This is a genomic window from Verrucomicrobiia bacterium, assembly GCA_036405135.1.
Classification (GTDB): domain Bacteria; phylum Verrucomicrobiota; class Verrucomicrobiia; order Limisphaerales; family JAEYXS01; genus JAEYXS01.
In genome coordinates, this window is the sequence record DASWYF010000022.1 from 338,104 (window position 1) to 357,923 (window position 19,820).

Below are 19,820 nucleotides of genomic sequence, written 5' to 3' on the forward strand. Positions count from 1 at the left end.
AACAGCATGGAACAAGGACGCACATTCAGTGAATCGTGGCACCGGGTGGCTGGTCAGAAGATCCAGCTCCGCCCCGGTGTACAGGTGCAGCGCCAGCAGTTCCGCGGGGAGCGCTGGATCGTGTTGCAAAACCCGCTGGCCAACCAGTTCTTCCGGTTGCGTCCGGAGGCTTATGAGTTTGTCTCGCGCCTGTGCCCGGACAAGACGGTGGAGGAAGTCTGGCAGGAGTGCCTCGATCGTTTCCCCGATACGGCCCCCGGGCAGGAAGCGGTGGTACAACTGCTCGCGCAGCTTTATCACGCGAACCTGCTTCAATATGAACTGGCGCCGGATGCCGAGCAGCTTTTCCAAAGACAACGCAAGCGTCAGCAACAAGAGTTAGGGTTGAAGTGGCTGAACATCATGTTCATGCGCTTCCCGCTCCTGGACCCAGACCGTTTTCTCGTCAAGACCCTGCCGTATGTGAATTGGTTGATCGGCCCGATCGGCATTCTCTTATGGCTCGTGGTGGTGGGACTCGGGGTGAAGACGGCGATGGACAATTCCACTGCGCTGCTGGACCACACGCAAGGCGTGCTCGCACCTTCCAATATTCTTTGGCTGTACCTGGGCATGGTCATCATCAAGACCATCCATGAATTCGGCCACGCTTATTTCTGCCGGAAGTTCGGCGGTGAAGTACATGTCATGGGTGTGATGCTCATGATCTTCACGCCGGTGCCGTTCGTGGATGCCACCGCGAGCTGGGGTTTCCGCAGCCGCAAGCAACGTGTGCTGGTAGGATGTGCGGGCATGATCGTGGAACTGTTCGTGGCGGCCATCGCGGCGATGGTTTGGGCGAACACGCAGAAAGGCGATATCATCAACAGTGTGGCGTTCAACATGATGTTCATCGCCTCCGTCTCCACGCTGCTGTTCAATCTGAACCCCCTGATGCGTTTTGACGGTTACTATATCATGTCCGATCTGCTGGAGATCCCGAACCTGAACCAGCGTTCCATGATGCAGTTGATCTATGGTGTGGAGCGTCATGCATTCGGCATCAAGACGGCACAAAGCCAGGCCCACACCAGGAGTGAGGCAGGCTGGCTGACACTTTACGGTATCAGCTCATTGATCTATCGCACCATCGTCTTCGCAGGCATCGTCTGGTTCCTGGCGGATAAATGGTTGCTGTTGGGCCTGATCATGGCGGCGGTATGCCTCTTCACCTGGCTGGTGGTGCCGACTTACAAATTCATCAAGTATCTGGCGAGCAGCCCGAAACTGGAGCGGACGCGCGCGCAGGCCGTCGGTGTGGTTGCGGTCACGGCGGCAGTGCTCATCCTGTTGCTGGCGGTGATCCCGTTCCCGCATTACTTCCGCGCCTCAGGCGTGGTGCAGGCCAAGGAATGGAGCCAGATCATCGCCGAAGCGCCGGGTGAAGTCGTGGAAGTGCTCGCGAAACCAGGCCAGCCGATCAAGAAAGGCCAGCCGATCATCCGTCTGGAAAACCCGGAACTGGACATCCAACTGGCGCAAGCCCAGGCCAAACAGCAGGAAGTGGAAGCCCGCATACGCAATGCGATGCAACGTGATCTGACGGCGGTGGAGGCGTTGAAGAAGCGGCTCGACTCGATGAACAAGTTCGTCGAGCGTATCCGCAAGGAACAGCAGAATCTCACCGTGCGTGCGCGTCACGATGGCATATGGGTGGCTCCCGGTGTGGAGGACATCCAGCAACGCATGGTCAAGCGCGGTTCCCCGCTGGGACTGCTGGTGAATCCGAAATCCTTCGAGTTCTCCGTCACAGTCTTGCAAGAGGATGTGGACCGTATTTTCCGTCCGGAAATTCCTCAGGCTGAAGTGCGGCTGCCCGGCACTGCGGAAATGCCGTTGGGTGTGGGCAAGCTCCGCGCCATCCCGGGCGAACAAATGAATCTGCCGACTCCGGCCCTCGGGTGGCAGGGTGGCGGTGATGTGGCCATCAACACGCAGGAACGTTCCGGCCGCATGGCGGCTGAACCGTTCTTCGCCGTGACAGGTGAATTCTCCGAGACTCCGGAGATCGCGCTACTGCACGGCCAGACGGGCAAGATCCGGTTTAAACTGGAGAATGAGCCCCTGGTGCCGCGCTGGATACGGCGCCTCGGCCAATTGCTGCAAAAGCGCTTTCAGTTTTGAAAACGCCCAGTGACATCTACCGGCGCATCGCGCCGCCGCCAGCCCGCAAGTTTCACGAAGGGCTGGACGCGCTGGTCCATGGCTGGATGGGTTCGTGGAAGCGGAGGGGCAAAACGGCGGAGGAACTGCTCGCCAAGGCGGGAGAAGTGGATCGGCTGGCGGAGAAGTATGCGGCGTTTTCCGATGAGGATCTCAAAGCAGCCCTGCTGAAGTACAAAGAAATCTTCCGGCGCGGTGGCGATGCGATGGCGGAGAACTTGGTGGAAGCCATGGCCTCGGTGCGGGAAGCAGCCAAGCGCTGCACGAAACTGAATCCGTATGTGGAGCAGATCGCCGGGGCGCTTGCCCTTAATGATGGTTGCCTGACGGAGATGGCGACCGGTGAGGGCAAGACGCTGACGGCGGGTCTGGCAGCAGTGCTCGCCGGATGGCTGGGACGGCCCTGTCACGTCATCACGGTGAATGATTACCTGGTGGAACGCGATGCCGGCGGCATGGAGGCTCTCTATCGCATGTGCGGCCTGAAAGTCGCGCCCGTCACCGCAAAGCTCAATCCATCCGAACGGCAGAAAGCCTACGCTGCGGATGTCGTCTATGTGACGAGCAAGGAATTGCTGGCTGATTTTCTCCGCGATCGTTTGCGCCTGAAGGACCAGCATAATCCCGAACGCTGGATGATCCGGCAGGTGATGAATCCCTTGCGCGCCCCGGAAGCCGGATTGGTCTTGCGCGGTCTGCACACAGCCATCGTGGACGAGGCGGACAGCGTATTGATCGATGAAGCGGTGACGCCGCTGCTCATCTCCTCACCACGAGTGAATGAAGCCCTGAAGCAGGCGGTGGAGCTGGCGGCCGGATTGGCATCAAAGCTCAAGGCGGAGGTTCACTACAAAGTGGATGCGCGTTACGGCGATATCGATTTCACTGAGGAAGGGGTGGAGCGCGTTGAACAAGAATCCGGCATCCTTCCGCCCTTCTGGCGCGGCAAGCTGCGCCGTGAAGAACTTCTCAAACAGGCTCTGGTCGCGCGGGAGCTGTTCCATCTGAACAAGCAATACATCATCACCGAGGGTAAAGTCTCCATCGTGGATGAGTTCACGGGCCGCGCGATGCCGAACCGCAGTTGGCGCGAAGGTCTGCACCAGGCGATCGAGGCGAAGGAAGGCATTCCCATGAGCGATCCATCGGAGACGATGGCACGCATGAGCTTTCAACGCTTCTTCCGTCTGTTCCCGAAGCTCTCGGGCATGACGGGTACCGCTTGGGAAGCAGCAGATGAATTCTGGCGCATCTATCATCTGCCGGTGGTGCGCATCCCCACGCACAGGCCGTGCAAACGGGTGCATATGCCTGACCGCATCTTCGCTACGGAAGAGGAGAAGTGGGATGCCGTGGTGGCGGAGATCAAGCGCATCAAGGAACTGGGCTGCCCGGTGCTGGTGGGTACTCGCAGCGTGAAGAACAGCGAACTGCTCTCGCACAAGCTCTTTGAAGCAGGCGTGCCGCACAAGGTTTTGAACGCATCCCGCCACGCGGAGGAAGCGGCGATCATCTCGCGCGCGGGTGAAAAGGGCGAGATCACCATCGCCACGAACATGGCGGGTCGCGGCACGGACATCCGCTTGGGACCGGGCATGGCGGAGCGGGGCGGGTTGCACGTCATCGCCACAGAGCGCCATGAATCCGAGCGCGTGGACCGGCAGTTGTTCGGTCGCGCGGGCCGTCAGGGTGATCCGGGCTGGGCGCAGGCGTTTGTGAGTTTTGATGACGAGCTGTTGCGAAAGCATCTGCGGCATTCCTTCCGGGACATCGTACGTTCGGCGGCGAAAAATGGATCGCCCGGGGCGGAAGTGCTGGCGAAGACGGCGTGGAAACAGGCTCAGGGAAACGCCCAGCGTCATGCGTTCAAGCAGCGTGCGAATGTGCTGAAATACGATACGTGGCTGGATGAGGCGTTGTCATTCGCGGGACAGCAGTAGCAGGAATCTGTGGCCAATCACCGCATTGACCACTATGTTCAAGGTGCAGATGAAAGGCGACATGTCATTCAAAGCCGGAATGAAATCTCTGCCAGGCTGGATAGGGGGAGTGATGGTGCTGCTTTTTTTGCTGATGTTGCCAGGACTTAAAGCGGCGGATACTTCGTTTTATACTCTGCAAGCCAGCAGTTTGTTCGCCGGAACGGGAGTAGATTCTTCACAAGCGGTTGCGGCTGGGCCAGGCGGGTCAGCTTATTTCGCGGGGACATTCATTGGAAGCATCTCGGGATCATCGGGGAGCATCACTTCAAACAATGGCGGGCTGGTGGATGTTTTTCTGACGAAACTTTTACCGGATGGCAGCACGGCCTGGTTGTTGAGGATGGGCGGGACATCCACGGAACGTGCCGAGTGTGTGGCGGTGGATGCTGTCTCAGGCAGGGTTTATGTGGGCGGACAGTTTGAGGGAAGCGCGGTTTTTGGCAGCACAAACCTTACGGCAGTAGCGGCCAGTGATGGTTTTATCGCCTGCTATGAGGGGGACGGGACGTTTGTATGGGTGAGGCAAATCGGTGGGACAGGACAGGAGTCTGTGATGGATATCAAGGTGGCGGCAGACGGCATTCATGCGTGCGGGCGCTATAATTCAACAGCGGCCTGGGGAGAGACTTCATTCCAGCCTGCCAGCGGGAGTGAGAACATGTTCTTGATCCGGGCGAATGCGGATGGTGTCCCGCAGGCCGAAACGTATGTGGTTTCTTCGGCAAGCATTCAACCTGAACGGATGGTCGTGCAATCCAGCGGGCAAAGGATCGTGGCGGGAAAGTTTTCCGGGCTGGCATTTTTCCCCACTATGCGTAACAGCAACGGCTCTTATGATGTTTTTGTGGCTGCTTACGATTCCGCGGGTGCTCTGCAATGGGTGATCACGGGGGGCGGTTCGGATTTCGACGAGGCCATCAGCTTGGTGAGCAGCACTGCGGGAGGATATCTGCTGGGAATGAATGTGTCAGAAGATTCCGATGGGCAGGGCCAGATCACGGATGCCAGCGGTTCGCAGAGCCTGCCTTTGATAGCGGATGGGATGCGCCTCGCACGAATCAGTGAGAGCGGGGCCTATACTTCAAGACTGGCGGTCAACGGCGTGCTGCTGGGAGGATTGGCGGAGAGCAAACGCGGCGTGTTGCAGGTGGCGGCGAATTTTTCTGGTGACGTGAATTTGGGCAGCACCACGGTTTCTCCGCCGGATGGCCAGCCGTCTGTGTTCGTGGCGAGTTATCTGGACAGCGGCGAACTTGCGGGAGTAGCGACGGTATCTAGCGCAGGGTACACGGGGTTGTTGGATATGGTGGCAACTTCAGGGGATGGGCTGGCGCTGGCCGGTCTTTCGACAACGAGCTTGAAGCATAACGGCCAGACGTTGGCGACAGGGCATGCGAGCTTGAATGCGTTTACGATGTTGCTCGCCCCACCGGAGATGCGCTTGAGGATCTCACACCAGAGCAATCAAGTGCGGGTGACGTATCCGGCATATTTCTACAACGCTTCGCTCTGGGAGAGCACCACGTTGAACAGCGGTTCATGGAGCATGGTGTCAGGTGCTTCTGCGATGGCAGTGGGAGAGATGCTGAAGGATTTCAGTGCGACGGAGGCGAAGCGGTTTTTCCATCTGCGGTTTGTGCCGTAGTTTTTTGGGAAAGATTTTCAACCGAATGGGGTCAGGCGAATGAGGGCAGGGTAGGCCGGGATTTAGGCGCGCAGTGTCGGTGAACTTTTTTACGTCCAACTTTGCTTAGGGGAGTTGCTGCGAGTCGGAGACTCGCGCTCCAATCACTTCTCGGTCACTTCCGCGAGATAACTTCCGGTGAGGATCTGGCCTTGGTGTTTGAATTGCACCCAGAGGCGATAAGTGCCTGCTTGGGGAAAAGCGTAGGGGAAGCTCACTTCGTTGCCGAGGGTGGTGTTGGCTTTGTGCAGGTAATTCGTGGAGGCGGTGAGCAATTCTTCCTTCTTTCCTTTCGGATTTTCACTACGGGCGGTGAGGATGGCCTGGCTGGCCATGGAGATGTTTCCCACGGGATGCACATGGATGAAGACGCTGCCATCGGTGCAACGCACGACGAGGTGACCGTTCATGCCGAGGTAGGGTTCCAAGGCGGCGGGCTGGTCTTGGGTATCGCGCAGGTTGAAGCGGAGGGAGACATCTTGATTCACAATCAGCTTGGCGGGGCGATCCCATTTCAATTTGAGGCCGTTCATGGTGGCGGCTTCGCTGGCCGATGCTGATGGCGCGCTCGCTTCGATGTGCCAAGCGTCGTCCATATCGAGATCGCGGCGGGTGACGTCCGTGGTGTTCGTGCTGATGATGGTGCTGCAGAAAGGGTCGTTGGGATTGCCGCTCGCGCGGGTCCAGCGTTTGGACCATTCCTCAGGTGCAGCGGGGATTTTTACCTCGGTGTGAAGTGTACGGTAGAGGCCGTTCTCGTGCGAGAGATCGGCGTAGAGGTGATAAGTGCCCTCAGGCAAGGGCGGCAACACGGCGGCGAGTTTACGATCTCCTTGCTTGTAAGGGTGCAGATGGACAAGGACGTCCTGCTTCGGTTCGCGCACGAGGAAGAAGTGGCTCCACTTGCCGTGATCGAGGATGAGCGGGGACCATTCGCGCTTATGACTGTCCGGGACTTCGAAGGAGAAATTGAGGACGGGACGATCGTCTTGCAGTTTCACATCGGCCTTGGAAGGCCAGGTGCGGGAGATGCGCTTCGCATAATACTCGCTGTCTTCGGAGGCCCACCACTGTTTGCCTTTGGCGACGGCGGCGATCATGAATATGGCGGCACCGATGGTCCAGATGCGACGCTTGCGCAGGAGCAGCTGGGTGAGGGCTTCGCCAGGAGTGTGTGTGCTCTCCGCTGCGGCGGCACCGATGATGGTGATGAAGCTGGCGAAGAGAAAGAGACCAAGGCAGATGAGCGCGATGCCGAGTCCGGAGGGCATGGGATTGCGCACGGTGGCAAGGGAGTTCACGGGCACGACGACTTCGCCTTTGCCATTCGCGGTCTCGATGCCGATGTGCATGCTGTAGGCACCGAGCTTCATGAACCACACACCGGAGGAGTAAAGGTTCGTTTCACCGCGGACAAGGGGAACATCTTCAGGGGCGGGAGAGCCTTTTTTGCCGGTCTCCCAATACACGGGCGTCATGGTGACTTTTTGCACGCTCGCGCCTTCGGTGCGCACGGTCACTTCGGCGAGGCCGGGGATGACGCCAGGTGGCTTGATAATCACGCGCACGGGCACACCAGCGGCGGTGCCTTCGTAGAAAAGATTTGGGCTGCCGACGTGGGCGGAGGCGTTGCTAATCGCCAACCAGCCCAACGAAACTATAAGCAGGAATGCGCGTAAGGACTTCAGCATGGCGATTGTTTCAGCGGCGAACCTTGGTCATCCATCCGCCCACGCCGAGGCCCATGCGGGTAGAGAGGTAGGCGAGGGCGAAGCATTTGATGAGGACGACCAATGTGATCGAGTGTTTGTCCAAATCCCAGAACTGATATTTCCAATCACCCGCTGTGCTGTAGTAGGTCCACTGGCGGTTGCCGGAGAAGAAAGAATTTTCCGCTGCCGGGCTGATGAGGAAGGCGGAGAAGTTCCATTGCACGGGCAGGATTATTGCGAGATAGACTGCGGCGAGCGCGCCCGCCAAGAGCCAGAGGGAGAAAGGTTTTTCGTTCCAACGACGATAGACCCAATCAATGGCGAGCGCAGGCAGGACTAACAGGAGCGGCCACGCAGGCGGGACCATGTGCGTGACTTCACGGTAGATGGGCGCGAGCTTGGGTTCGCCAGGGAAGAGGGGGAGCAACCACGTCATGGCGAGCTGGATGGCCATGTAGGTGAGGGCAACGAGGGTGCAGGCCCAGCGATGATTGGAGGCGCGTCGTGCACAGGCAAGGAGCATCGGGTATTGCCAGGCCACGATGTAGAAGAAGCCCGACGAACGCATATGGTTCGGCTGGCTCTTTTCCGTGAGGAAGATCGTCAGCATGTTCAGCATCACACCGGCGGTGAGGAGGAAGAAGGTGCCGGCGGTCTTGCTATCGCGACCAGTGAGGCGGTTTTGCCATGAGAGCATTTGGAGCAACACGCCGAAGGCAACGGCATACATGCCGATGGCGAGCAGCGTGTGCGGCGGGCTCAGGATCTTGACGTCGAGGCCGTAGGCGTTATGCCACCAGTCATCGAAGGGAGCAGAGGTGAGCATGCCGATGGCGCCCCAGATGGTAAGCCATGCTCCGATGGGCGCGCGCAGGCCCCAGATGGAAACGGATCCTGCCTTTTCTTCCGGTGAACCGAAGAAGTGGGTGCGAAAGGCGATCCAGCCGGAGACCATGCCGGGTATCGCGCCGCCCATGTAGATGACGATGTGGGCGATGGTCCAGAATGTGTCGCGGCCGATGGTGGAGTGCCAGGAGATGTCCCAGAGCACGCCGATGGGGATGCAGAAGACGCTGAACATGAGTACCCACGCGAGCTTGGGGAGACGCTGGGTTTGCGCCTGTGCTTCAACCACAGGCTGGGCCTTAGCCTCAGCGGAGGTCAACGCGGCGGCGGGTGGAAGCGTGGTGTCCATAGTATTATTCCTGACAATGAAGGACGGATTTAGTCACGCAAGCAAGTTTCAAGGGGAGGAAAAGATTATGGCCGCAAAAAAGCGCAAAAGGCACAAGAGGGGAATTTGAACAGAAGAGAGCGAAGGGGGATGGGAAAAGGAAACCTCCAACATCCAACTCTCAACGTCCAACGTTCAGAGAGGGAATCGAGGCGTCAAGCCGCCTCGGGGGGAAAGCGGAGTCAAGCCTCCGCACTCCAAAAGGTTAGAGCCTCCTTACGTCGGCTGCTACAGATAGAGCTTAGTTAGCGCCGTCTCATGATAACGGCTATGGAAGTTGGAGAGGCCACTGCCTTGGAACTAACCACATGGCGATGAGGAAGAGGATGATGACTAGGGGTGCGCCGATGCGGAGGAAGTCGAAGAACTTGTAGCGACCAGGGCCGTAGACCATGAGGCAGGCGGGCTCGAGCGGTGTGAGGTAAGAGCAACTGGCGGCGACGGCGATCATCATGGCGAAAGTGCGCGGGTTCAGGCCCATCTCGACGGCGGTGGCTAACGCGATGGGCAGGATGACGGCGGCGGCGGCTTGATTGGACATCGGTTGTGTCAAGGCAACGGTGAGGATGAAGAAGCCGCCGAGGAGCCAGAGGGGATCGAGGGTGGTGGTGGAGTTGGCGAGCAGGCTGGCGAGGTAATTCGCGGTGCCGGTGGCGCTCATGGCTTCGCCCAAGCCGAGCATGCAGCCGATGAGGATGACGGCGCGCCATTCGACTTCGCGGTAGGCATCGGAAGGCGTGATGCATCTGGTGGCAAAAACGCCGAAGGCACCGAGCAGGGTGGCGACGGCGAGGGGCAGCACGTTGAATGTGGCGAGAGTCAGTGAGATGACGAAGATGATGCCGGTGCGCCAGGCGCGGGGGCGATCGGGGCGTTTCTCCTCCACCGCGCCAAGGATGCTGAAGGCGCGTTCTTCTTGCAGCGAGGCCATGCGGGTTTTGCTGCCTTGGATGAGGAAGACATCGCCGACGCGGAGGGTGATGTGGCTGAGTTTGTTGAGGACGTTCTTGCCATGGCGATTCAGGCCAAGGACTTGCACCCCGAAGCGTTCACGGAAGTGGACGCCGCGAAGTGTGCGACCAATCAAGGGCGAGTTCGGTACGACGATGGCCTCGACGAGGAGCGAGTCTTCGGTGGCGAGGTTGGGATCGGAGTGTTTGAGATCGGGACGTATCTCGATACCGGCGGTGTCCTTCACTTTCATCACTTCGGAATGCGCGCCTTCCACTAGAAGGATGTCGCCACCTTGGATGATGGTATCGTGTGAGGGATCGAGCTTGTGTTTGTTTCGCACGATGCTGAGGACGGTGAGATCGAGATCGCGGCCCCAGCCGGATTCGGCGAGGGTTTCACCGATGAGGGGTGATTCAGGCAGGACGATAACCTCGGTGAGGTAAGAGCGCACGCCGAAGCCTTCCAGCAAGCTGCCGCTCTGGGCGCGCTCAGGTATCCAACGGCGGCCGATGAAGTACATGTAAGCAAGGCCGACAATGGTGATGGGGATGCCGACGGGCGCGAGTTCGAACATGCCCATGGGCGCGAGGTCAGCCTTGGTCATGAGGCCGTTGACGACGAGGTTCGTGGAGGTGCTGATGAGGCTGACGGAGCTGCTGAGAATGGAGGCGAACGCAACGGGCATGAGGTAACGGGAAGGGGATACGTTGGTCTTGGCGGAGATACCCATCGCAACGGGGATGAAGAAGGCGGCAGCAGCGGTGTTGCTGATGAAGGCGCTGAGGAAGGCGACGATGATCATGATGCCGGGGAGGAGGAGGGCGGTGCGGTCGCCTACGAGCCGAAGGATACTTCGCCCGACCAGATCGACGACCCCGGCCTTTAACATGGCAGCAGTCATGATCAGGAGGCTTAAGATCATGATGACGGTGTCACTGCCGAAGCCTGCGAAGGCATCCTTGTAGGGCAAAAGACCGGAGAGAATGAGCGCCAGCAAAAGCCCCAAGCCCACGACATCCGGCGGAATCCGCTCAAATGAAAAGCACAGGAGTGCGATTCCGATCAGGACCAGCAATATTCCGATTTCCAAGGTCACCCGGAACGGAGTCTAATGCCGGTTTCGGTAAATGCCAATGGAGTTCAGCAGACGGCTGGAGCAGACGAGGTTGTCCCCTTTGTCATAATTGACAGGGGGAGAGTAAGGCGTGGTTGAAAGTGTGCACGCATGCTTGACGTGCCGGGAGTTTCCCCGGACAAAGCAGCTGGAATGTCCGACGAAGCCAACCGCAAGAACGTAGTGGAGTATGTGTTCCACTTCGCTGATGGCTCGCAGCGTCAGTTCAAGGTGTTCCTCAATCGCACTTCCACCTCGGAAGCGCGGACGGCAGCACACCCGTTCTGGACGGCGCTGGAGTTCAATCAATGCGTGCAGTGTCCCTTGCAGGATAACGGGCGGAATCATTGTCCGCCAGCGGTGGACCTGGAGGAGGTCATCGAGGTGTTCAAGAACGTGGTGTCGCACGAGATGGTGACGGTGCAGGTGATCACGGGCGATCGGTTTTACGCGAAGCAGTGCGATGTGCAGACGGGCCTTCGTGCGTTGGTGGCGCTGATCATGTCCACGAGCGGTTGCCCGGTGCTGAACCGCTTGCGTGGATTGGCGAAGATGCATCTGCCGTTCGCGTCCATGCAGGAGACGACGTTTCGCCTGGTGGGCGCCTACTTGTTGCGGCAATATTTCATCGCACAGGAAGGCGGCAAACCGGATTGGAAGCTGGGCGATCTTTCGCAATACATGAACGAATTGCAGGAAGTGAACCGGACCTTCAAGCGGAGACTCGATGCAGCGGCACAAGAGGACGCCAGCCTGAATGTGTTGGGCACGCTGGTGTATGTGGCGATGGGCGTGGCGGACTCGATCGAGTATCGCTTGAACGACCTGAAGGAAGTGCAGTTGTTCGGGATGGAGGAATAAAAAACGCGACAGCTTTTGGGCTGCCGCGTTTCGTGGAAAGATTAGGATCAGCTTGGCAGTTCCCAGCCCTTGCGATAATCACGCTTCACGAACACACCTGCTTCAGGAGCGTTCTTCGCACGCATCTTCGGGCCGTCCCAGATGAGTTTCTTGCCAGCGCGTTCGGCCACGCATCCGAGCAAGATGATCTCCGTGAGATACGCGGCGATGTCGAATTCCGAGTAGGCAGCGCGGCCGCCTTTGCATGCATCCACCCACTCCTGATAGTGACCGGGGGATTTCCAGTAATTCTCGGGGATCGCTTTCAGGGCGGCGTGTTCCTCGGAGGCGACGAGTTCTTTCTCGTCATTCAGACGCAGGAAGAATTTAGAGCCGTAATCATCCGGCGAGAAGATGCGGCCCTTTTCGCCGATGAGCAGACAGCCGCTGCCGGGCAGCTTCTTCATCTTGCTGATGACGTCTTCCGTGATGTCTGCGTGCGGGCGGAATGTGTCGTTGCCGTCGGGCGTGCCGTCATACCACATGAAGGTGACGGGAGCGAGCTTGCCGCGCTTGGGGAACTCGAACTGGATCTTCGCACTGCGCGCGTAGCTCTCCTTGTTCATGCCTGTAGTGGTGGCTTCCACACTGGTGGGGTAGCCGAGGTTCAACGCACGGAAAGGCATGTTCACGGTGTGACATGCCATGTCGCCGAGCGCGCCCGTGCCGAAATCTTGCCAGCCGCGCCAGCCGAACGTGTGATAGACGCCTCGGCGATTGCTCTTCTTCGCCTTGCCATCGGGCCCGATCTCTTCCGGCCATTCTTTTTTGAACGGGCGGAACGGAGCGGCACCCAGCCACAGATCCCAGTCGAGATAATCCGGTACCGGATCAGCACCGGTCGGGCGATCCATGCCTTGCTGCCACACGGGGCGATTGCTCCACACATGCAACTGGCGCACCTGTCCAATGACACCTGCTTGGATCACTTCGACGGCACGACGCAATCCATTACCCGCACTGCCTTGATTGCCCATCTGCGTGGCGACTTTCTTGCGCTTGGCGAGATCACGCAGGAAGCGCGCCTCAGCCACGGAATATGTCAGCGGCTTTTGCACGAAAGCGTGTTTGCCCGCACCCATCGCGAGTGCAGCAGCGAGGGCGTGATGATGATCAGGTGTTGAGACGATGACGGCATCGATGTTGTTGATGATCTGCGAATACATCTCGCGGTAATCACGAAAGCGCTTGGCCTTCGGATACTTCTCGCCACGCGAGGCGAGGGTGTTGCCATCCACATCGCACAGCGCGTAGATGTCTTCGCCCGTCTTGGCCACTTCGTCCGTATCCGTCGCACCTTTGCCACCAGCACCGATGACGGCGATGTGCAGCTTGTTGTTCAGATTCTGCCCTCGCACGAAAGCGGGAGCTGATAGCGAAGCCAATACAGTGGCGAGCAGTGAGCGGTGGATGAACTTGCGGCGGCTGAATGCCGACGGCTTATCTGGAAAAGAATAGTGCGTGGACATGGGGATGTCGTAGGGCTTTTGGGCTACGGAGACAATGATAATCGGGAAGGAGAAGATGGGGAGAACAGCCCAAACGAAAAGAGCCAGCGATTCGATGAATCGCTGGCTCTTTGAAAGAATAGCAATTTCGTTTAGAACTTCACACTCGTCGTGACGGTGAACCAATGGATCTGCACACCGGTGCGGCTGTTGTTATATTCACCTGAGCGCAAAGCACTGGCACCGACACTTTGCTCCGCTGGCAATTCCACTTGATAGCCGAAGTCGATCGCATAGCGCTCACGTTGCCAGCCGGCACCGAGGCCGATGGTGTGTTCCGTGATGGCGGCGGTGAGGGGGGTGAGCGTCGCGTCCGGCACCGGACTGTTACCGTAACTGTAACCCGCACGGAGCTTCCACGATTCGCTCGCGGCGAACTCAACGCCCGTACGATACACAAACTGGTCCTTCCAGTGCAGGGGCACTTCGTCATCGATCGTCGAAGAGCCCATGGCACCGTTCACGATAGGGTTGCTGCCGTTATAGAGTTTGACGGGCAGGCGGTCGAAAGAATCGGACCAGTTGACCCAATCGATCTGCATGGCGAGACGCCACTTCGGATGAAGCTGCCACGCAGCACCGGCGGTGGCCATCTGCGGGAAGTGATTGTTCACCTGCGCATCGTAATGGAAGGGGACGCTGGGGAGAGCGACTTGTGTGCCGACATCGCCAGTCGCATCACCTCGACTGCGGACAGAAGTTTCGGTACGATAGGACACACCGAATTGCCAGCGGTCGTTGGGCTTGTAGATGGCACCGAACTGCGCATTCACACCGAAGCCGTCCGTGTTCAGGTCGAGCAAGGTCTTCGCACCAGCTAATGGAGTATTCTGGAAAATGTAGGGGGCTTGCAGTTTGTTATCGTTGTAAACGAGACCGATGTTCGCGCCGACGGACCACTTGTCACCGAGCTTCACCGCTGCACCCAACGCGGAGCGGAGGACGCTGATGTCTGAGCGATGCACTTGGTTGCCATAGGAGACGCCACCCAAACCACCGGGAGCGTCTACATAGGTCCAATCTGCGGATAGGGCAGCCTCGGGCATGAAGGAAAGACCGATGCTGACCGGGCTATCGCCGATCGGCATACCGAAGCCCATCTCCGGCATCGCACCCCATTTGCTGAACGTCGCATCATTATTCGCGGCATTACTGAAGCTGCCGTGAACGTAACCAACGGTACCGCCCAATTGCAGTTCCGGACGGCTCAGGTAAGCCAGACCAGCAGGGTTGGAATACATCGCGCCCAAAGGATCAGAAGCCACAGCCACATCCGCACCCGTCAGGGACATGGAACGGGCACCCACGCCGTTGCGGTAGAGTCCGCTGGCTTCGACTTTAGCCATGCCCACCAATGAGGCTGCAGCAGCTAGGGTGAAAGGGGTGAGGGTTGTTATCCTTTTTAAGGACAAAGGTTTGGGCATAAGAGTATGTGTCTTTTTAGAGCTGAGACGGCTTATCTATAAGCGACATCGCGAAAACTACTATCGGAATCGCAAAATAAAATAATCCGGTTCATTACGGAGTCCGGGCTAGGGGTTTTGCTGAATCAAAAAGAGGTAATGAAGGTTATCTTTCTTGGCGCAGAATCCTACATGTACCCAAGCAGATTCTTCTATTCCAAGTCTTTCATCTTAGGCGCATTATCTTTGAAAATCCCGGGCTGTGGTTTCTGTGGCGACAGATCGTCTTGAGAGGCGATCAGGCTGTCCAGACATGCCGGGAACATGAAGCCTTATGCGTGTTTCGGTTCATCAAGTTTTGACGGTTTGGCTGGCGGCGATCGCCTTGGTAGCAAGTGCCCAGTCAGCAGAAAAGAAAGCCGATAAGAACCAGCCAGTCAGTTACTACAAACAGATCCGTCCTATCTTCCAGGCACAGTGCCAAGGATGTCACCAACCCGCCAAACCCAAGGGCGGTTATGTGATGACGGATTACGTGAAGCTGCTTGCCGGTGGCGATAGCGAAGGAAAGGCCATCGTGCCGAAGAACCTGGCAGAGAGCTCCCTGATCAAACAGATCACTCCCAAAGACGGCAAGGCAGAGATGCCCAAAGGCGCGAAGCCCTTGCATGAGGTGGAGATCGAACTCATCTCCAAGTGGATCGCAGAAGGCGCGATCGATGACACTCCAGAGAACGCCAAGGCACGTTATGACATGGATAATCCTCCGGTTTACACGCGTTCACCGGTGGTGACGGCACTGGATTTTTCTGCGGATGGACAATACCTCGCAGTCGCTGGCTTCCATGAAGTGCTCCTGCACAAGGCGGATGGTTCCGGCTTGGTCGCCCGTTTGGTGGGCTTGTCCGAGCGCATTGAAGCCGTTCGTTTCTCACCCGATGGCAAAAAGCTCGCCGTGACCGGTGGTCTGCCAGGACGTATGGGTGAAGTGCAAGTCTGGGACGTAGCGAAGCGCAAACTGGATATCTCTGTACCAGTTACCTTTGACACCGTGTATGGCGCGGCGTGGTCGCCGGATGGCAAGTTGATCTCCTTCGGTTGCACGGATAAATCGGTGCGTGCGATCGAAGCCGCGACGGGCAAGCAAGTGCTCTTTCAAGGTTCGCACGATGATTGGATCGAGGATACTGTGTTCTCGCTCAAGGGCGATCATGTGATCTCTGTGGGGCGCGATCGCACGGCCAAGCTGACGGAATTGGCCACGCAACGATTCATCGATAACATCACCTCGATCACCCCTGGCGCCTTACGCGGTGGTATCTCCGCAGTCGCGCGGCATCCATCGAAGGATGAGATCCTCGTTGGTGGTGTGGATGGTGTGCCTCAGATCTTCCGCGTGTTCCGCGAAACAAAACGTGTCATCGGTGATAACTCGAACCTCATCCGCAAGTTCCCGGCGATGGAAGGCCGCATCTTCGCGGTGGATTATAACAGCGATGGCAAACGCATCGTGGCTGCGAGCAGCATGGATGGAGCAGGGGAAGTGAATGTGTATGCCTCCGATATCGACGGCACGCTGTCGAATGATCTGAAGACCATCTTTGAGAAAGTCGCCAGCACACGCTCGGCCGAAGAGAACAAGAAGGTGGAAGAATTTCAGACCAAGGACGTGAAACTTATCGCCAGCACGAAGCTGACGGGTGGTGTCTATGCGGTGGCGTTCAGCCCGAATGACAAGATCATCGCCGCTTCTGGTGCGGATGGAGAGATACACTTGCTCGATAGCCAGACGCTCTCTCCGGTGAAGGCGTTTGCTCCCGCACCGATTGAAGAAGCCAAGCTGGCCTCTGCTCGCAAGAGCAAGTCCAAGAAAGAGCCGGATTACATCCTCGATGTGACCCCGGTGGTTTCCAAGATGGGTTGCAATATGGGCACCTGCCATGGTGCGAAGGATGGTAAGAACGGCTTCAAGCTCTCTCTACGTGGTTATGATCCGGTCTTCGATCTGCGCGCTTTTGCAGATGATTTGGCTTCACGCCGTGTGAATCTCGCTTCGCCCGATGACAGCTTGATTCTGCTCAAGGCCACTGGTGCGGTGCCGCATGAAGGCGGTCAACGCACCAAGCAAGGTGACAAGTATTATCAAATTCTCCGCGACTGGATCGCTGCCGGTGCGAAAGTGAATTTCGACAGCCCCAAGGTGACGCGTATCGAAGTGACGCCGAAGAACCCCGTGGTGAACAAGGTGGGCGATACCGAAAAGATGAAGGTCATCGCCTTTTACGCTGACGGTTCGAAGCGTGATGTGAGCAACGAGGCGTTCATTGAGAGCGGCAATGTGGACATCATCAAGGCGGACGAGAAGGGCATCGTGACGACCTTGCGCCGCGGTGAAGCTCCCGTGCTGGCCCGCTATGAAGGTGCTTACGCCGCCACAACGATCACGGTGATGGGTGATCGTTCCGGCTTCAAATGGAAGAACCAACCGGGATTCAGTGAGGTGGATGAACTGGTGGAAGCCAAGTGGAAGCGGATGAAAATCCTGCCTTCCGACCTGTGCACCGATGATGAATTCGTCCGCCGCGTCCATCTCGACCTGACGGGTTTGCCTCCGACGGTTGAAGATGTACGCAAATTCCTCGCCGACACGCGTGATACTCAAGTGAAGCGCGAAGAGCTGGTGGACCAGCTCATCAGCAGCGAGGCATTCATCGAGCATTGGTCGAACAAGTGGGCAGACCTGTTGCAGGTGAACAGCAAGTTCCTCGGTGCCGAAGGTGCGAAAGGTTTCCGCGAATGGATCCGCAAGGAGGTCGCTGCGAACACGCCTTACGACCAGTTCGTGCACAAGATTCTGACGGCCAGCGGGTCGAACAAGGACAACCCGCCTGCCGCTTATTACAAGATTCTCCGCACGCCGGAGGATACGATGGAGAACACCACGCATCTCTTCCTTGCCACGCGCTTCAACTGTAACAAGTGCCATGACCATCCCTTCGAACGCTGGACGCAAGATCAGTATTACCAGATGTCCGCTTATTTCGCACAAGTGGACCTGAAGATGGATCCGGCCTCAGGCGATAAACGCATCGGCGGCACGGCGGTGGAAGGTGCCAAACCGCTCTACGAGATAGTCTCTGATAAAAAAGAAGGCGAAGTAAAACACGATCGTACTGGCAAGCCCACGCCGCCGCAGTTTCCTTACACCGCAACAACGACGACCAAAGCGGATGCCACCCGCCGTGAGCAACTGGCTGCGTGGATCACCGCGAAGGACAATCGCTACTTTGCGATGAGCTATGTGAACCGTATGTGGGGTTATCTGACGGGCACAGGTATCATCGAGCCGATTGATGACATTCGCGCGGGCAATCCGCCGACGAACCCAGAATTGCTCGATTATCTGACCAAAGAATTCATCGCGAAGAATTTTGATACGCAATACCTGATGCGCACCATCTGCAAGAGCCGCACGTATCAGCTCTCCGTGAGTTCGCACAAGTGGAACAACGATGACACGATCAATTACTCCCATGCCAAGGCGCGTCGTCTGCCGGCGGAAGTGCTATTCGACAGCATTTATCTGGTGACCGGTTCGCAATCCAAGTTCCCGGGAGTGGCTCCCGGCACGCGTGCCGCAGCTTTGATGGATTCATCCGTCAGCACGTCAGATGGTTTCCTTGCTAACCTCGGCAAGCCGACGCGTGAAAGCTCCTGCGAATGCGAACGCTCCACTGATCTGCAACTCGGCCCGATCATGGCCTTGGTCAGCGGTCCTACCGTGGGCAACGCCGTGAGCGATCCGCAGAACGCCATCGCCAAGCTGGTGGAAGCAGAGAAGGACAATCACAAGGTAGTAAACGAATTGTTCATGCGCATCCTGAACCGTCCCGCCACGGAGAAGGAAACGGTCAAGGCTGACCAGGCCTTCCAAGTGGTGGAGCCGCAACACAAGCAACTCGTGGCGGAACTGGCCGCGTATGAAGTGGATTTGAAACCTCTCACGGCTAAGCGGGAGCAAGATCGCATCAAAGCCATCGCCGATGCCAAGACGGAACTGGAAGCATACAAGAAAGAGATTGCTCCGCGCGAAGCCGAAGCGGACCAGAAACAGAAAGAGCTTATCGCGAAGCGTGAACAGGAACTGAAAGACCACGAAACCAAGCTCGCTGAGAAACAGGCCGAATGGGAAAAGAATCCAAAGGCGGAGACAGCTTGGACGGCATTGAAGGCCAAGACGCTGAAGGCGTCCGTCAATGGTATCAAACTCAACCAGCAGGATGATCTGACCATTCTCTCCACCGGCAACGATGGCAAAGGTAATTACACCATTACCGCCGAGACAGATTTGGTCGGCATCACTGGTTTCAAGATCGAAGCCTTGGTGGATGCGAAACTGCCGAAGAATGGTCCGGGCCGTTCACCCGATGGCAACTTCGTACTGACGGAATTCGAAGTGAAAGCAGCGACCAAACCGAAACCTGCGGAGAGTAAGCCAGTAGTCTTGGAGAAGGCCGTCGCTGATTTCAACCAACCAAGCTACAACATCACAACGGCCATCGATGGCAAACGTCCCGCGCAGAACAACGGCTGGGCCGTCGCCGGTCAGCAGGGACAGAACCACATGGCGACCTTCGAGGTGAAGGAAGCTTTGGGTAGCGCGGGTGGAACGATTCTGACGTTCGTTCTCGATCAGCAATACACCAGCGGTCAGCACAATCTCGGCAAATTCCGCCTCTCGGCCACGACATCAAAGAAACCCATCGGCTTCGGTGTGTCGGAAGATGTTCAGAAAATTCTCGAGATCGTGACCGATCAACGCACGGAAGAGCAGAAGAAGAAGCTGACGACTTACTATCGCAGCATCGATGCGGAATTCCAGAAGCGCACGGCAGCTCTCGCGGAAGCGAAGAAGCCTCGGGCGATTGATCCGAAACTGAAGGATTTGCAAGACGTGCTGGCGCGCGCCGAGCAACCGCTGCTAATCGATCCGAAGTTGGCCGATCTGCAACGCGCTGTGGAATTGAGCACCAAGCAGGTGCAACAATTGCGATTGGTAGCCGCGCAAGACATCGCGTGGGCATTGATCAATAACCCGGCATTTTTGTTCAACCGATAGACCGCGAG

At 57.7% G+C, this 19,820-nt stretch carries 10 protein-coding genes; 5 read left to right on the forward strand and 5 right to left on the reverse strand.

Going from position 1 to position 19,820, the window contains the following annotated elements; all coding sequences use genetic code 11:
* Nucleotides 1-6 precede the first annotated feature (6 nt).
* The 3 genes from VGH19_11900 (at nucleotide 7) to VGH19_11910 (ending at nucleotide 5,829) form a co-directional block, all read left to right on the forward strand.
* Nucleotides 7-2,163, forward strand: coding sequence for a biotin/lipoyl-binding protein (locus VGH19_11900; protein HEY1172066.1), 2,157 nt, complete (start codon nucleotides 7-9; stop codon nucleotides 2,161-2,163).
* A complete protein-coding gene (locus VGH19_11905) occupies nucleotides 2,160-4,142 on the forward strand; it encodes a preprotein translocase subunit SecA (protein ID HEY1172067.1) in 1,983 nt (660 codons plus the stop codon). The genes VGH19_11900 and VGH19_11905 overlap by 4 nt, the downstream gene beginning before the upstream one ends.
* A gap of 79 nt (nucleotides 4,143-4,221) precedes the next feature.
* Nucleotides 4,222-5,829, forward strand: a complete 1,608-nt coding sequence (locus tag VGH19_11910) for a hypothetical protein (GenBank protein ID HEY1172068.1) — start codon at nucleotides 4,222-4,224, stop codon at nucleotides 5,827-5,829.
* A gap of 143 nt (nucleotides 5,830-5,972) precedes the next feature.
* Here VGH19_11910 and VGH19_11915 read toward each other — a convergent pair whose 3' ends face one another.
* The 3 genes from VGH19_11915 to VGH19_11925 all read right to left on the reverse strand — a co-directional run bounded on the left by VGH19_11915 (nucleotide 5,973) and on the right by VGH19_11925 (nucleotide 10,864).
* Complete coding sequence (locus VGH19_11915; GenBank protein ID HEY1172069.1) at nucleotides 5,973-7,559, reverse strand: hypothetical protein; 1,587 nt, start codon at nucleotides 7,557-7,559, stop codon at nucleotides 5,973-5,975.
* A 10-nt stretch (nucleotides 7,560-7,569) separates the two neighbouring features.
* On the reverse strand, nucleotides 7,570-8,775 hold the full coding sequence (locus VGH19_11920) for a hypothetical protein (protein HEY1172070.1): 1,206 nt from the start codon (nucleotides 8,773-8,775) through the stop codon (nucleotides 7,570-7,572).
* Between the two features lie 307 nt (nucleotides 8,776-9,082).
* Nucleotides 9,083-10,864 carry an SLC13 family permease gene (locus tag VGH19_11925; GenBank protein ID HEY1172071.1) on the reverse strand — a complete coding sequence of 594 codons (1,782 nt, stop codon included), beginning with the start codon at nucleotides 10,862-10,864 and terminating at the stop codon, nucleotides 9,083-9,085.
* Nucleotides 10,865-11,035: 171 nt separating this feature from the next.
* On the opposite strand from VGH19_11925, the gene VGH19_11930 reads away from it, so the two are divergent.
* Nucleotides 11,036-11,743: a hypothetical protein gene (locus tag VGH19_11930; protein ID HEY1172072.1), complete on the forward strand. Its 708-nt coding sequence runs from the start codon at nucleotides 11,036-11,038 to the stop codon at nucleotides 11,741-11,743.
* Nucleotides 11,744-11,790: 47 nt separating this feature from the next.
* Here VGH19_11930 and VGH19_11935 read toward each other — a convergent pair whose 3' ends face one another.
* Together VGH19_11935 and VGH19_11940 are read right to left on the reverse strand one after the other, a co-directional pair.
* On the reverse strand, nucleotides 11,791-13,251 hold the full coding sequence (locus VGH19_11935) for a Gfo/Idh/MocA family oxidoreductase (GenBank protein HEY1172073.1): 1,461 nt from the start codon (nucleotides 13,249-13,251) through the stop codon (nucleotides 11,791-11,793).
* A 131-nt stretch (nucleotides 13,252-13,382) separates the two neighbouring features.
* Nucleotides 13,383-14,636 carry an outer membrane protein transport protein gene (locus tag VGH19_11940; protein ID HEY1172074.1) on the reverse strand — a complete coding sequence of 418 codons (1,254 nt, stop codon included), beginning with the start codon at nucleotides 14,634-14,636 and terminating at the stop codon, nucleotides 13,383-13,385.
* A 391-nt stretch (nucleotides 14,637-15,027) separates the two neighbouring features.
* Here VGH19_11940 and VGH19_11945 point away from each other — a divergent pair, with 391 nt between their 5' ends.
* Nucleotides 15,028-19,812 (forward strand): DUF1549 domain-containing protein, encoded by a 4,785-nt coding sequence (locus tag VGH19_11945; protein ID HEY1172075.1) that lies wholly within the window; start codon nucleotides 15,028-15,030, stop codon nucleotides 19,810-19,812.
* The last annotated feature ends 8 nt before the right edge of the window (nucleotides 19,813-19,820 follow it).